This is a genomic window from Bacillus sp. JJ1474 (assembly GCF_036965225.1).
Classification (GTDB): domain Bacteria; phylum Bacillota; class Bacilli; order Bacillales; family Cytobacillaceae; genus Cytobacillus.
In genome coordinates this window covers 1-15,595 of the sequence record NZ_JBALPC010000168.1, presented here as the reverse complement: position 1 = coordinate 15,595, position 15,595 = coordinate 1, and the positions used below count along the sequence as shown (strand labels likewise).

The following is a 15,595-nucleotide window of genomic DNA, read 5'->3' as shown; positions in this document are numbered from 1 at the left end:
GTGCCTTCTTCAGCTTGTCCATCATCGGCAGGTTTAGCTACTTCGTCAGTAGCCTGTGCTCCTTCTTCGCCATCTTCTTCATCCGGTTTTGGTTCATCTTTATCATCATTTGTATCAAGATTAACGGTTTTAAACGATTTATCTCTCGCTAATTCACTGATCAATTTTCCTTTCTCAGGAGATCCTGGCAGACTAGTAGCTAATTTAGATACTTTCTGGCCGTGGTTTTTTACTTGATCCACAACTTCTGGATTAACTCCTTTATTATCAATCTCTGCGGCGGAAGATGGTGCTCCTGCAGCTAAGAATGCAGTAGCCACCATAGATGTGGACATCACAAAAGGAGCCACTTTTTTCGCTAATTTTCTACCTTCTTTTTTTGAATTCATCTGTTTTTTACTCATCTTTTCATCTCCCTATTATTATTTATCCTCTTACTTGCTGATAGATGTTTCTCTACAAATTTTATGTATTAGCAACACCTCCACTTTATAGCACAATAAGAAAAAATCAGATTCTAGCAGCTCTATGACTGCCTGACTCATACTATAAATTAGAGAGATTACCATGATATGTCACACGAATTAAGAAAAATAACGATTCGCTTACCATTTTGTAGAATATTGTAATAAATAAAATGTTTTTATTTCCCAATTTACCCTTTCAATTTAATTTTCGGATGGTGATTTTTAGATATACCGCCTGCGTTTCCATCTGTTCCTATTCTTTCCAAGTTACCTGCAAAACCCTAACAACTCCCTTTACAAATAAAACAGTAACGAAAAAATTATTTCTATATATTAAGAAAAGTTAACAAAAAAAGAATAGGACATCTCTTTGATATCCTATCCCCAATCTTTTTCCTAGATTCATTCATTGCTATTTTTATATTTAGGCATATAAATCATCGTCTTAAATAAATCTCCATCCACTTGAATCATAAATTTGCCTTTCTGTATTTCGGTCAGGCTTTCGGCAATGGATAGCCCTAATCCGCTGCCTTGGCTGGATCTGGATTCGTCTCCTCTTTTAAAACGCTCCATTAATTCGTCTGCAGAAATATTTAGCTCATAGGCTGAAATGTTCTTGAAGGTGAGAAGGATTTCATTGCCTACATCCTCTATATCAATATAGACTCTTGATCCCCTGAGAGCATATTTGAATATATTGGATAATACATTTTCAATGGATCTCCATAATAATTTTCCATCGGCTTGAATATAAACCTTTTCCTTAGGGTAATTGAACCTAAATTCTAACCCTAGCTCTTCAATTTTATCACTCACTTCCCCTAGGCCCTGATTGATTAACGATCCAATATCGATTCGCTCCAACTGAACCGGGATATTTCCGCTAGAAGCCTTTGCTGCTTCAAATAAATCATCAGTCAGTGTTTTTAACCTTTTCGATTTTTGATCCAATACTTCGACATATTCTGCTACCTTTGCTGGGTCCTTTTCCTTTTTCAATAGATCTACATAGGTAATAATAGAAGTTAATGGTGTTCTTATATCATGGGATACATTGGTGATTAGCTCTGTTTTCAGCCGCTCACTTTTTAATTCGCTATCTACAGCTTTTTTCAAACCATCCGTAATGCTGTTTATGTTAGCAGCAAGTTTACTAAACTCTCCCTTTCCGCCAACATCGATGCTGTGATGAATATCCCCATCTTTTATTCTTTCTACTCCTATCTTAATTGCATTAAATGCCTTGATTCTTCTTAAGGAGAACCAAGCTGCGAGGCCTAAAGTGATAGGAAACATGAAAAATGTTAAAGCAATCAATATAGGGTATCCAATGACGATGAGAACCGTCTTTACCGCAATATTTCCGTTATCATATACATCCCTTACAAACTTAAACAGCATCGAGAAGAGTTTATAAATTAACGTATGCTTGATGAACGTTCTATTTTTGATATGCCTAACTAGTGATAGAATTAGCATAAATCCTGCTGCAGAAATCGGAATCGTGATCGGAATGACTGCTTTGTCCATGTTTGTAAAACCCACAGATTCCATTGTGGCAACCCATATCACTGTAAGTCCTGAGAATAGGAAAAAGTTTATATCAACATATAATTTATCTACTACATGTAAGTGTACCTCTTGATCCTTAAATGACTTTCTCCCAGCCACATATACCAAATATAGAAATAAAAGAATAAATCCTGTTAAAAATCCTACTAATCTATAAAAGCTTTTTGTAGCACTTGCCTTATTTTCTTTCCATTCTTTTATTTTGTTATTTAAAAATTCGTCCGTAAAAGCGATATAAATAACCTGACCTTTCGGACCAAATTCCTCTTTATTTAACCAATAGAAGGATTCATTTTCTTCTATTTCTTTTGGGTAGATCTCGCTTGAATAATTCTCTAAAATTAAGTAAGTTGGATAAGTTTTAAACTGTCCCTTTTCCGTCTGCGAACTGTTCTTATATAGGTTTTCCCCATCACTGGCAAAATACAAAGGACCTTTAACCTCTTTTATATTTTGCAATAATAAATGAAATTCTATTAAATCATTCTTAATCAGCCTGTCCTTTGCCTGAGAGATTTTCTCTGCATATTCTTCTTTAAACTTTTCATAGTTTTCCGCTTCACTTAAATTTGGATTAAAACTTCTCGAATTCTCATGGTAGTCGAGGAATAAGTTTTCTTCTTCGTTTTTTAATTCATTCTCACTGATCGTTCCACCATTTAAAATATGTTCCTCACTCTTATATTCCCCGATCAGTCTAGTGAGATCGTAAATGAGAGGTTCACTGTCCCTTTCAAATGATTTACTGCGAAAGTAGTTGTCTTCAAAAACGAGTCCAAAATTATCATGGACATCTAAATCTACAGTTGCTTGGATGGCACCTGTAAAACATGTAATCATTAAGATAAAAACAATTATTTTTGTTGTCATTAAGTGGCTAAACTTTTTCAACCTTATATCCAACTCCCCACACCACCTTTAAATATTTGGGCTCTTTCGGATTGATTTCAATTTTCTCTCTAATTTTTCTAATATGAACGCTGACCGTATTTTCTGGACTGAAGGCTGTTTCATTCCATACTTTTTCATAAATTTCCTCAATGGAGAATACTCTCCCGGCGTTTGCTGTTAGAAGCTTTAGGATCTTATATTGCACCGGTGTCAAGTGGACTGCCTCTCCATCGACCGTTATCGTTTTGCTTTCATCATCAATCATGAGTCCGCCCGTTTTAAAGACATTTTTCTTTGTTTCCAGCCCGCCTAATGTTGTATACCTTCTAAGCTGTGATTTCACTCTTGCGATGAGCTCTAAAGGATTAAAAGGCTTCGTTATGTAGTCATCTGCTCCTATGTTTAATCCTAATATTTTGTCGTAATCCTCTGACTTAGCGGAAAGCATGATCAATGGAATTTTATTATTTTCTCTAATCTTCATGGTCGCCTTTATTCCATCCATCTTAGGCATCATAATATCCATGATAATCAGATGAATCTCCTGATGATCGATGATTTCGATCGCCTCGATACCGTTATGGGCTTTGAATATTTGATAGCCTTCATTTTCTAAGTAAATTCCAATCGCATCCACAATCGCATGATCATCATCACAAACCAATATGTTCATTGCATTCACTCCTGCCTATAAAATCGATGGCCTATCTCCCCTTTACTTTTTGTTCTAAAGGTAGGATAGCCAATAAATCTTAACAAACTCTTTATGTAAATCTTAAGATTTTCTTAGTATTAGATCCTATGAAAATAATATAGGTTCTGCGCTCCACAGAAAAGAGATTCCATTTACTAAGCTACTGCCTGAAGATTTGGTGTTTGGTCCGGATGGTGACCTCTACATTACCAGCTTCCGGGTGAAGCGATTTAGAGGCAAGGATTATTAAAAATATTCTTCTCCTTAGGAATTATAAGATTACGAATAATCATGTAATTGAATATAATAAAAAGCAGGAGAAAAGGAGGAGAGATGGATATGACATGGTATGAGGCATTAGTATTAATTCATGTGATTGCCGCAGTGGTTGGACTGGGGCCAGCATTTATCTTTTCCATTATTTCAAGATTTCCTAAGACAAAAGAACAGTTACTGTGGACGAATGATTTATTAAGCAAACTTGAAAAGCCGGTGAAAATAGGGAGTATCACTTTATTCATTACGGGGCTCGTAATGGGTGTGCTGAACACTCATTTGTTTACAGCCGGCTGGTATATTGCCTCGATTATTTTGTACATTGTTGCTCAAATTTTAGTCATTGGGATAGCGGGGAAAAAGTCAAAAAAAGCAGCTGAGATTTTGGAGAGCTTTCAAGGCAATGACATTCCGGAAGAGGTCACAGAGTTAAATAAAAAATCAGATACGGCGTTATCACTAGCTAGCATAATTGCGATCGTTATGATTGTTTTAATGTCAGTAAAACCATTTTGATGAAAAAGACAGACCGATTGGTTTGTCTTTTTCATTTACAAATAAAGAAATTTTACTCACATACAATTAATTCGCGAGTAAAGGACACACTTTGGAGATTTCACCTTTTCTATGTCCTTAAGCACATGAAAAAGGCGCTTAGAATAGCACCTTTATTAGATATTAATAATTGGAATATATACTCCAGTTCCAATCATTAAATTTATATTAATTCGTTTCAACATTCTTCTTTTTGTATTCATCATATTCGTCCAATGCCGCCTGTAAGCTTTCACCTTTATTCACATGATGGCCTTTCCGAATAAGTGTTGCTTCTAATGCCGAAAGAACATGAAGAATATTTTTCTTGCGGGAGCTATATCCCATTGTTCCAATCCTCCAAATCCTGCCTTGAAGCGGTCCAAAGGAACTGGCAATTTCCACTTCAAAATCCTCTAGCATCATGGAACGTACCTCTTCTCCGTCAATTCCTTCAGGGATCTCAATAGCGGTCACAACAGGGAGCTTATGCTTTTCATCACCAAATAACTCCAAGCCCATCGCTTTAATTCCTGCCACTAATGCTCTTTCATTTAACTTATGGCGGGCAAAGCGGTTTTCAAGGCCTTCCTCAAGAATAATACGAAGCCCTTCTCTTAAAGCATATTGCATACTGGTCGCTTCCGTATGATGATTCAAGCGGACCGGACTCCAATAATCCTGGAGCTGTGCTAAATCAAAATAATTGCTTGTAATTCGATTAGTAGATGGCTCGCTTTGGAATTTCTTCAGGCCCAATTCAATGCTTTTTCTTTTATTGATCACTTCTTCAATTCGATTGTTATAAGTAATCGGAGCCAATCCAGCCGGAACGGATAAGCATTTTTGCGTACCGCCAATAACGGCATCAAGCATGAGGTCATCCACCTTGATGTCGACCCCTCCTAATGAGGCAACAGCATCGACAACCAACAAAACATCTGCATTACGGCAAGCTTCCCCAATTTCCTTTAGCGGTTGCATGCAGGCAGTTGATGTTTCCCCATGAACAATGGCCACTATTTTTGGAGAAACCTCATGAATCTTATTTATGACAACTTCCGGATCAAATACTTCTCCCCAAGGAACCTCCATTGTCGTCACCTCTGCTCCATAGCGCTGGCAGATTTCAGTTAAAAGATAGCCGAAACGGCCGTATATCGGAACTAAAACTTTATCTCCGGGTTCAATGATACTGCATAGGACTGCTTCGATCCCTGCTCTCGAAGTCCCATCAACCGGAAATGCCCAGTGATTATCTGTTTGAAATAATTCTCGGAGCATTTCCATCGTTTCATTCATGATATTCGTAAAGGCAGGATCAAATTGTCCTAAAATCGGGGTAGCCATCGCCCTTAATACTCTTGGATCAACCTCTACCGGCCCCGGTGTCATAATTGTTCTGAGGGGGACATTTAAATCTTTATATTTGGTCATAGATGTAATCTCCTATTATGAATAAATTTAAAAGTATATGAATAATTATAAAATAAATTTTAACAGGATAAAGTGCTCGAATCAACGGACAATTCAAAAAACTAAATAGTAAAACAGTTCCAATTATATTAGAGCCCTTACATACAAGGTATACATATTTTTAAAGAATGAAAGGAGAGCACTATATGAATTTTAATATGAAAGAAGCGATTGAAGTTCTAGAGCGCACTCCACAAACATTAGAGTTTTTTTTAGCTGGTTTATCTGAAGAATGGCTGAAATGTAATGAAGGCGAGGGAACCTGGAATGTCTCTGAAGTGATAGAACACCTCATTGAATGTGAAAAAAACAATTGGATTCCTAGGCTAGAAATCATTCTTCAGGAAGGTGAAAATAAACCCTTCCCCGCGTTTGACCGATATTCACATATAAATAAAAGGACTGAAGAATCGATTGAACAAAGGCTGCTTGAGTTTAAAATGGTTAGAGCACAAAATATAGACAACTTGAAGTCTCTAATTAAACCTGAATTACATCTTGAATTGACTGGTTCACACCCCGAATTTGGTGCAGTAAAACTAGGGGAATTACTTTCTACATGGGTTGTTCATGATTTAACACATATTTCTCAAATAATCCGGGTTATGGCCAAAAGATATCGGGAAGACGTTGGTCCTTGGAAGGAATATTTGAGTATATTAAAAAAGTAATAATAACGTTAGAAAATAGAATGATCCTAAATAAAACCTAGAGATCTTAATGACCTTCGTATAAAAAAATGCCAGATACCAACATGAGACTACTGCTCTGAATGGTATTCTGGCACCTAAAAAAATCAAAGAGTTCGTTCGATGGAGGCCGCTATCGCTTCCTCGGTCTTCAAAGCTCTGTATTCCAAAAGAATGACCTGCCAAAATAGTTCATAAGAAGTGATATTTTTAATTAATCTGAAAAATATGAATATTATTCCCCATCTCCTTTTTCAGTTTCTTAGTCTGATCTATTCATTTTCTAAAAAGATAGAGGAATCAAGGGGAAATCGTGGAATTACCTCCTTATATTCACATAAAAAGAGGAGGGATTAAGAATGAAAAAGGTTTGGAAGGTGTTAAGTTCAACGGCTTTGGCTGCATCTTTATTTGCCGTGCCGACAGTGGGGTCAGCAGATCCAGGGCCAAGTCCGCAGCAGGGGGAAAATCTATCGATTGAAGGCTTCATCAGCTATGAGGAGCTCGGGAAGAAGCTAGAGCAGATTCAAAAATCGAGCCAAGGAAAAGTAAGTGTTGAAACAGCTGGGTACACGAACCAGGGACGTGGAATTTACAAGGTGTCGGTTGGTCATGGCGATAAGGTTGTGCTGATCCAAAGTGAAATTCATGGAAATGAGAAAACGGGAACAGTTGCGCTCCTAAACATTCTGCAAAACCTGGGATCCAGCAATTCTAAAGAAGCGAAGAAAATCTTAGATGAGCTTACCATTGTAGTCATTCCGATGATGAACGCGGATGGTTCTGAGCTGAGCCGCCGTGCGAATGATATGGATTGGTCAGAGGTCGTTGCTAAATTTCCTCATCTTGCAAATGTGAAGCCAGCGTGGAACTATTATTCCACTCCAGGAAGCTGGAATTATGATAAGAACCCTGGCTTTGACGTAAACCGTGATTTCCACCCAGATCTGAACTATGTTCCAAAGGCAGAGGATTTTCCGGGTGCATCTAATAAATACGGCTGGTATATTACTCCTGAAGCACAAACGGTAAGAGACGTATACAAAGACTTGAAGGCGCAGTTTGGAAATGTGGATGTATTCGTTGATCTCCATCACCAAGGATTCCCTTATGTAGAGGGGACGGATGATCGTGTAACGATGTCCATTTCAGGCAAGTTCGTTACGAATCCAAACAGTCCTGGCGGAGAAAAATATGCTGCATACGCGGATAACTTCAATTATGACTTCTCACGCCAATTGAATTTAGCAGTCTATTATGCCTTACAAGCAAAAGGAAATTCAGTCTTTACCAATATTTCATTGTATGATCAAAAAATCGACCTACCTGGTACTGCTCTAGGTTCATTTGCATTAAATGGAAGTGGAACAGTCCTATTTGAAGTAAGCGGACAAACACAAAACTTCGGACAAAAGAAGAAAGGCCAGCTCGTTAAAACGGTCGAAACTGGTCTTATGGGTATTATTAACGGTGTGGCAGATGGATCTGTCCATCAATTAAATCCAGAAGATTATGAAAGCATTCCGATAAGTGTAAGAACTCCTGGCGGATTGTAAAAAATAATTGCTCATTTGCTACAATTTTAGAAAAAAAGATGAAAAAAGCTGTCCAGTAAGTCATGAAAAATGACTTTCCGGACAGCTTTAGCTTTTTTTGCAATAAGTTTTTTATATCTTGCACAAAAAATCAAAGAGTTTTTTCAACCGTGGCTGCTGTCTTAATGATCCCTTTTTCTACCCATGATTCAATTTGCTCCTCCGTATAGCCCAAGTCACTAAGAATCTCTTCAGTATGTGCCCCGCAATTAGGACCCGCCCAATGAACCTCACCTGGAGTTTCACTAAGTTTCGGAACAATGCCCGGCATGACAATATCCCCTATTCGTTCATCAGGCACAGTAAGGAACATGTCTCTTTCTTGATAATGGGGATCGGCCAAAATATCCTCTATATTGTAAATAGGACCTGCTGGGATTGAACCAGCATTTAATTGCTCCATCACATCTGACAAATTAAATTGTTGTGTCCATAATGAAATTTCTTCATCTAAACGATCAGCTTCTTTCACACGTCCTTTATTGTCCTGAAGAAGTGGATCCTGCTCCAAATCAACGCGCCCCATCACTCTTGTCAAACGGTTAAATAACGAATCACTATTCGCACCAATGGCCACCCATTTACCGTCCTTTGTTGGATACACATTTGAAGGGGCTGTTGAGACATGTTGATTTCCTGTTCTTTCCCGTATTTTGTTCATATGAACATACTCAGGAACCATCCCTTCTAAGAAACTAAAAACAGATTCATAGAGTGCTACATCCACAACCTGACCTTTCTCCCCATTTTGCGCATCTCGATAATACAAGGAAAAAAGAGTTCCAATAACCGCATAAAGAGCCGCTACCGTATCACCAATCGGAAGACCTACCCTTACTGGCGGTCGGTCAGGGTAGCCTGTTACATAACGAATCCCTCCCATAGATTCTGCGATATTTCCAAATCCAGGCAAATCCCGATAAGGACCTGTTTGACCAAAACCTGATATACTCGTAATGATCAGTTTCGGATTAATAGCTTTCATATCTTCATGGGATAAACGCCATTTCGCAAGTGTTCCTGGTTTGAAGTTTTCAAGGACAACATCTGCTTCCGAAATTAACTCTCTAACAATATCTTGACCTTCTATCGAACGTAAATTAACGGAGATTGATCGTTTATTCCGCGTTTGTACCATACTCCAATAAGAGTCTTGACCTGGCGCATGGAGCCCCCATTGCCGGAGTTGGTCCCCTTCAAGAGATTCCACTTTAATAATTTCAGCCCCAAACTCTCCAAGAAGCCTTGAAGCGAAAGGCCCAGCTACAAATGCACCTAGTTCGATGACTCGGATTCCTTCCAATGGCTTTTTCAAAATAATTCCCTCCTACTTTATTAATAACAAAGCAGTTACACAACTTTTTCTACTTTGTTTTCATTTATTATTTTTAAATGATGCAAATTCCGTGCCAATAAAAATACATACTTCAAATCCTGTAAATCATTAACTAGCAAGGGTTTTACTGTACGTTAATCTGTAATCGTTTCTCTTTGCAACTAAGAATCTACCTGCCCTTTGTTGCATGCAACATTAAGCAACTTTTACGCAACAAAAAACTCCTACAAATAGTAGGAGAGTGAAATTTTTATATACAGTTGATCCATTGACAAAGTCAGCTCATAAAATCGAGAGTTATTTATTGGATTGAATCTTTTTCATTTTTCTCCATAGGGTTGAACGATGCATACCTAATCGACTAGCAGCCTGTCCGATATTCCCTTTCTCCTCTTCCAGTATTCGAGTAATCCTATCCTCCTCATTCTCTTCTTTCTTCGCCATCACTGGCACATCGCTATCTGCCTTATTGGCTTGTCTTTGTTCAGTAGAAATCCATACATCTGGACTGAAAATATCAAGTGGTTCACCTGCTTCTAATAACACAAACGCCCTTTCCATAAGATTGCGGAGCTCTCGAACATTTCCGGGCCATGAATAGTTTTGCAGCTTATAAATTTCTTCATCAGTAAAACTGTAATGATTTGTTTTCTTCCACTCTCGTAAAAATGCTTCAATCAGATAAGGTATATCTTCTCCCCTTTTCCGTAAGGGCGGAATTCTTAAGACTAATACAGCTAGTCGAAAATAAAGATCCTCTCTAAACAATCCCTCGTGCATTTGTTGAACTAAATCACGGTTGGTTGCTGCAATAATTCTTACGTCTACCGGGATCACCTTATTGCCGCCTACACGCATGACTTCTCGTTCTTGTAAAACACGAAGCAATCTGGCTTGGAGAAGAATTGGCAATTCCCCTATTTCGTCTAAAAATATCGTTCCGCGGTGAGCAAGCTCAAAAAGTCCGGGCTTCCCACCTTTTCTGGCGCCTGTGAATGCCCCATCTTCATATCCAAATAATTCACTTTCCAGTAGAGTTTCAGGTAAAGCAGCACAATTCAAAGCGACAAATGGGCCTTGCTTCCGGCTGCTTACCATATGAATTCCTTGAGCAAGCATCTCTTTACCTGTCCCCGATTCTCCTTGTAAAAGCAAAGTTGAATCAACTGCAGCATACTTTTTGGCAAGCTCAATAAGTCTTTGCATGACTTTTGATTTAGCAACAATGTTTTCAAGTGTCCATTTCGCTTTTAATCCTTGATTATTAACTTGACGGCGAATTTTTTCTTCGTATTGCTGTAATTCCGTAATATCTTGTACACTTGAAATCGCACCTATCAGATTGCCTTCATAGTAAATAGGGGATCGGTTGATGACCGCAGTTCTTTGTCCAACTTTACGCAGTTGATCATGCTGAACACTTTGCTCGGTCAGCACACGCGTGATCCCTGGCTGCTTTGGGTTAACGTCCGTTACCATTTTTCCAATAGCCTCATCAATTGGAACACCAAGGAAGTCAGCTGCAGCCTGATTGTAGATCATGATACGTCCTTCATTATCAATCCCGCATATACCCGCATGGGTCAACTCAACTATTTTCCGATAAAATTGAATTTGTTTTTCTAGTTTTTCATCCATTATAACCTCCTGAAATTTGATTATTAATATTTAAATAATTTGATTTATTTGAATTTTATAATATAAGACAAGTATAGATTACTTCGCAGTAAACAGACAAGAGTCCGTCCTTTATTGAACAGAAAAAAAGCCGTCACAATAAAATGGTGACAGCCTTGGTTAACAAATTATGATCTTGTTACCTTGAATTTGTTTTTTTCCAACGAAGCAATCGCGACTCTAGGAGCATAAGTACTCCATTTAAACTTATCGAAACAATCATTAGTATGACAAGAGCTGCAAATGTGCCTGCTGTATCAAAATTTCCAGCAGAATATTGAATTAAAAATCCAATCCCTTTATTGGAAGCTGTGATTTCTCCAACGACCGCACCAATTAATGCATATGGGACAGATAACTTTAAACCAACGAAAACCCAAGTAAGAGCAGAAGGAATGATCACCTTTGTTACAATCTGCTTTTCAGAAGCTCCCATTAAGCGAATATTATCCAATAGGTCTTCATCTACATCCTTGACACCGGCAAATGTATTAAAAAATACAAGAAAGAAAACAATCATTGCTGCGAAGAGAATTTTCATTTCTATTCCGATCCCAAACCACAATATAAATAAGGGTGCTAGGGCTACCTTTGGCAAACTATAAATGGCGGTAATAAAAGGATCCATGACTTGCGCTGCAAAAGACCACCGTCCCAAAACAAATCCTACGACACAGCCTGCTAAAGCCCCTATGAAAAATCCAATAAATGTTTCTTGCAGCGTGATCCCAAGATGGAAGAATAAATCACCTGAAGTTGCCCACTTGTGTAAAGTATTCACAATATCACTTGGGGAGCTGATCCAGAATTTATCAATTAGGCGCCCTGCAGCTGACTCCCAAAGAGTTAAGAAACATAGGAGAAAAGCTACTCGAATGCCCTGTATCTTTAGCTTTTTACTAAAAATGGAGGATGTACGAATGGGCTCCTCGGCGTTAAATAAAACTTGCACGTTCTCCTTACTAGTTGTTGCATTTGTTTGAGAGGTCATACTGCATTTACCTCCTCCACAAACTCTTCTCTTAAGGATTGCCATAGATTCGCATGCACTTTCCTAAATTCGTCAGTCATACGCAGGTTAAATACATCGCGCTTCTTCGGGAGATTCACTTCCTCCACTTTTTTTATTGTCCCTGGACGCTTGCTGAATACAGCAACACGCTCTCCTAACAAAACAGCTTCATCTAAATCATGAGTAACAAATATGATGGTTTTACCTGTTTCCTGCCAAATGTTGAGCAGCTTATCTTGGAGAATTAATCGAAGCTGGGCATCTAATGCGCCAAAAGGTTCATCTAGTAAAAGGGTTTCCGGATTATAGACGAGCATTTTAGCCAAACTAACACGCCGTCTCATTCCACCTGATAATTCCTGCGGATAATGGTTTTCAAATCCTTTCAATCCGACCATCTCAATGAATGCTGCACTTTCCCTTTCACGATCCTTTTTGCCAATTCCCCTGATTTCAAGCCCAATTTCAATATTCCCTCTAACTGTTCGCCAAGGTAAAAGATTATCCTTCTGCGTCATATAGCCCACACTTGTATTAATCCCATTTACAAGTTGTTTTTTATACTTTACTTCACCAAAGCTTGGTTTCATTAATCCTGCACACATATTAAGAACTGTTGATTTTCCACATCCACTGGGACCAATAACAGTTAAGAACTCCCCTTGATTGATTTCAAGATTAATATCCTTTGCAGCAAGAACGCGTTTTCCATCCCGTTCAAAGTACTTCGAAACATTCGTAAACTCTATCATTTTGTACCTCCTTGAACTTATTTCGCTTTTTCTGCAAACTCATTGTCTACCACTTTATCAAAAGGAAGATCAATTCCACCGAACTTAATATTTTTATTAAAACTATCTGTTGTTATGACAGGTGATTTAGCAAAGGCAGGATAATTGTTCTCAAATGCAATATCAAACACTTCGGGGTCGATCCCTTGTATATGCTTTTTCAATATTTCTTTTGTTGCTTCTTTTTCTGTTTCAATAAATTTACCGGCTTTCGCCATCGCATTGGCTACTTTTTGGTAGACCTCTTTATTCTTTTTCAGATCATCTTCTTTTGCCACAAGGGTTAAATAAGCCATTCCAGCGTATTCTTCAACCTCTCCCTTACTGAAATTGAAAAGAATCATCCCATTGAGAGTGGTTGCCATATCAGTTGTCGGGGAAGCATAGACAAACGCATCAATTTCATTTTTTTGGAAAGCTGCAAGCTGAGCATCCCCTTGTCCGAGAGGTATTAATTCAGAATCCCGATCCGGATTGATTCCCTCTGACTCTAATAGCATTCGGATAATATGATCAGAACCGCTTCCTGGTGAGCTAATTCCAATTTTCAGTCCTTTTAACGCCTTAATTTTATCTGCCATCGATGAAGTTTCACTAATGCCATTTTCAGTGGCAATATCATTATTCATCACAATATTTGTTCCCACCTGATTAAACAACGCCCCGAATACTTTCACATTTTGACCGCTATCAATCGCTTTCATGATATCGACTAGGGCAACAGTTCCGATATGTGCCCCACCACCAATAACAGCCGACAGCGCCTTTGACCCTCCGCTCACTGAAACCTCCTCAACTTCTAGGCCCTCTTCATCAAAGAAGCCTTGTTCCTTAGCAACATAAATGGGTGTAAGCATAAATCCAGTATTCCCCTCAGCAATAATCACTTTTTCCTTTGCTTTTTCCCCTGAGGATGTTTTCGTCTCCCCACTACTACATGCTGTTGCAAGTATGATAGACACTAATAAAACTAATGAAAAAAGGAATCTCTTCATAAACCTAACCCCTCCAATTTTTAGAGCATAGTTTTAGATAAACTTACATGTCTAGACGCCAAGAATGCTATTATAATAATTAAATAAGTTTAAATATTCTGTATTTTATTTTCAGAACCTTCTTTAAAAGACATCGAAAAACAATATAGTGATTTTTAACTATCAACAAAAGGATTTACCGACACTTGCACTTATTTATCTTGCAGGCTGCCATTCTTTTGAATGAAGATCCGAGCTTTTCCCCGCCTTCATGATCTGGCCTGGAAGAGTTTTTCCTAGCTTTCCTTCCAGCTCCTTAGCTATAGTAATTAATTGATCAATGTTCATTTCTGTTTCATAACCCATCAAATCAAGCATATGCACAATATCTTCCGTACAAATATTTCCCGAAGCTCCTGGGGCAAACGGACAACCACCGATGCCAGCAAGGGAACTATCAAAACGTGTGACTCCCGCCTCTAAGCCTGCCATTACATTAGCCGCTCCCATTCCTCTTGTATCATGAAGATGCAGTTGAAGGGTTACATCAGGGAATTGTTCAAGGACCTTTTGACAAGTTTCTCTTACTTGCAAAGGGTGAGCCATTCCTGTTGTATCCGCTAACATAATTGAATTTATTCCCCAATCTGTTAACCGTTCAATGAGAGGGAGCACTCGCTCCGGCTTATAGAACCCTTCGAATGGGCAGCCGAAACTAGTAGCAATCCCTACATTAATAGGTATCCTCTCTTCTTCTGCTCTCCTAATTAAAAACCGGATATTTTCCAAGCTTTCAGATACAGACCGGCGACTATTCTTACGATTGTGTGTTTCACTAACCGAAAAAGTAAAATTGATCTCATCAGTGCCTGCAGCAATCGCTCTATCTACCCCTTTCTCATTTAGCGCCAGTGTACAAAATACAACATCACTAGGCCGATCAGACAATCCTTGCATAACATCTTCCGCATCACTCATCTGAGGCACATATTTAGGATGAACAAATGAAGTTACTTCAAATCGCTTTACACCAGCCTCCATTAATCGCCTAATCAGTGAAATTTTATATTCCGTTTCAATAAATCCAGGTTCAATTTGAAAACCATCCCTCGTCACCACTTCTGTCATCGTAATTTGCTTTCTCATGAATTTGCACCTTCCTTCTAAAATAAAATTGAACCCAATCCTAAACATGTACATTGCAATATCCGTGCCAATTCAAAACAGTGCCTAATTAGCCCCTTTTTTCACCTTAGCATGACTCTTTTTTTCAAATAAAATATACGATTGCGTTGCAAATACACATTCAAAATGTCTTGTGCAACCAAATTGCAACATATGAAAGACATGTAAAACTCCTGAGTCGTTCTTTTTGTGTAGTCATCTAATTTCCGAAAACATTGGTTAATTGATAACTAACAATAGTAATTGAAAAAATAAATTCCGATGCAAAATCAAAGTAAATCCCTTCATTACAAGATAAGACTGGACCCCTCATTCCAATGACTTCCGTATGTATCGCAACGTATTTAAAAAAAGTTAAGTATAATTGTTGACAAAAAGTAAATTCTATATAATAATTAGTGTTGTATTAGAATTATTTTAATT

At 38.2% G+C, this 15,595-nt stretch carries 13 protein-coding genes; 3 read left to right on the top strand and 10 right to left on the bottom strand.

Annotated elements, in window-relative coordinates; translation table 11 throughout:
• From V7164_RS18880 to V7164_RS18870, 3 genes are all read right to left on the bottom strand, one after another.
• The coding region (locus tag V7164_RS18880) for a hypothetical protein (protein ID WP_335354898.1) at positions 1-404 on the bottom strand (404 nt) is incomplete at its 3' end.
• A 465-nt stretch (positions 405-869) separates the two neighbouring features.
• Positions 870-2,945: a HAMP domain-containing sensor histidine kinase gene (locus V7164_RS18875; protein WP_335354897.1), complete on the bottom strand. Its 2,076-nt coding sequence runs from the start codon at positions 2,943-2,945 to the stop codon at positions 870-872.
• On the bottom strand, positions 2,920-3,606 hold the full coding sequence (locus V7164_RS18870) for a response regulator transcription factor (RefSeq protein ID WP_335354896.1): 687 nt from the start codon (positions 3,604-3,606) through the stop codon (positions 2,920-2,922). Before V7164_RS18870 ends, V7164_RS18875 begins: the two co-directional genes overlap by 26 nt.
• A 354-nt stretch (positions 3,607-3,960) precedes the next feature.
• Between V7164_RS18870 and V7164_RS18865 the strand changes: the two genes are divergently transcribed.
• Positions 3,961-4,419, top strand: coding sequence for a DUF2269 family protein (locus V7164_RS18865; RefSeq protein WP_335354895.1), 459 nt, complete (start codon positions 3,961-3,963; stop codon positions 4,417-4,419).
• Positions 4,420-4,626: 207 nt separating this feature from the next.
• Here V7164_RS18865 and V7164_RS18860 read toward each other — a convergent pair whose 3' ends face one another.
• Positions 4,627-5,874 (bottom strand): pyridoxal-phosphate-dependent aminotransferase family protein, encoded by a 1,248-nt coding sequence (locus V7164_RS18860; RefSeq protein ID WP_335354894.1) that lies wholly within the window; start codon positions 5,872-5,874, stop codon positions 4,627-4,629.
• 185 nt (positions 5,875-6,059) lie between these two features.
• On the opposite strand from V7164_RS18860, the gene V7164_RS18855 reads away from it, so the two are divergent.
• Positions 6,060-6,584, top strand: a complete 525-nt coding sequence (locus V7164_RS18855) for a DinB family protein (protein WP_335346035.1) — start codon at positions 6,060-6,062, stop codon at positions 6,582-6,584.
• A 377-nt stretch (positions 6,585-6,961) separates the two neighbouring features.
• On the top strand, positions 6,962-8,158 hold the full coding sequence (locus V7164_RS18850; protein ID WP_335354893.1) for a M14 family zinc carboxypeptidase: 1,197 nt from the start codon (positions 6,962-6,964) through the stop codon (positions 8,156-8,158).
• 130 nt (positions 8,159-8,288) lie between these two features.
• On the opposite strand, the gene V7164_RS18845 is transcribed toward V7164_RS18850, so the two are convergent.
• The 6 genes from V7164_RS18845 to V7164_RS18820 form a co-directional block, all read right to left on the bottom strand.
• A complete protein-coding gene (locus tag V7164_RS18845; protein WP_335354892.1) occupies positions 8,289-9,512 on the bottom strand; it encodes a CaiB/BaiF CoA transferase family protein in 1,224 nt (407 codons plus the stop codon).
• Between the two features lie 318 nt (positions 9,513-9,830).
• Positions 9,831-11,171 (bottom strand): sigma-54 interaction domain-containing protein, encoded by a 1,341-nt coding sequence (locus V7164_RS18840; RefSeq protein WP_335346038.1) that lies wholly within the window; start codon positions 11,169-11,171, stop codon positions 9,831-9,833.
• A gap of 178 nt (positions 11,172-11,349) precedes the next feature.
• Positions 11,350-12,201 carry an ABC transporter permease gene (locus V7164_RS18835; RefSeq protein ID WP_335346039.1) on the bottom strand — a complete coding sequence of 284 codons (852 nt, stop codon included), beginning with the start codon at positions 12,199-12,201 and terminating at the stop codon, positions 11,350-11,352.
• Positions 12,198-12,974, bottom strand: a complete 777-nt coding sequence (locus tag V7164_RS18830) for an ABC transporter ATP-binding protein (protein WP_335346040.1) — start codon at positions 12,972-12,974, stop codon at positions 12,198-12,200. Before V7164_RS18830 ends, V7164_RS18835 begins: the two co-directional genes overlap by 4 nt.
• Positions 12,975-12,991: 17 nt before the next feature.
• Positions 12,992-14,008, bottom strand: a complete 1,017-nt coding sequence (locus V7164_RS18825; RefSeq protein ID WP_335346041.1) for an ABC transporter substrate-binding protein — start codon at positions 14,006-14,008, stop codon at positions 12,992-12,994.
• A 195-nt stretch (positions 14,009-14,203) separates the two neighbouring features.
• Positions 14,204-15,133 (bottom strand): hydroxymethylglutaryl-CoA lyase, encoded by a 930-nt coding sequence (locus V7164_RS18820; protein WP_335346042.1) that lies wholly within the window; start codon positions 15,131-15,133, stop codon positions 14,204-14,206.
• Positions 15,134-15,595: the final 462 nt, after the last annotated feature.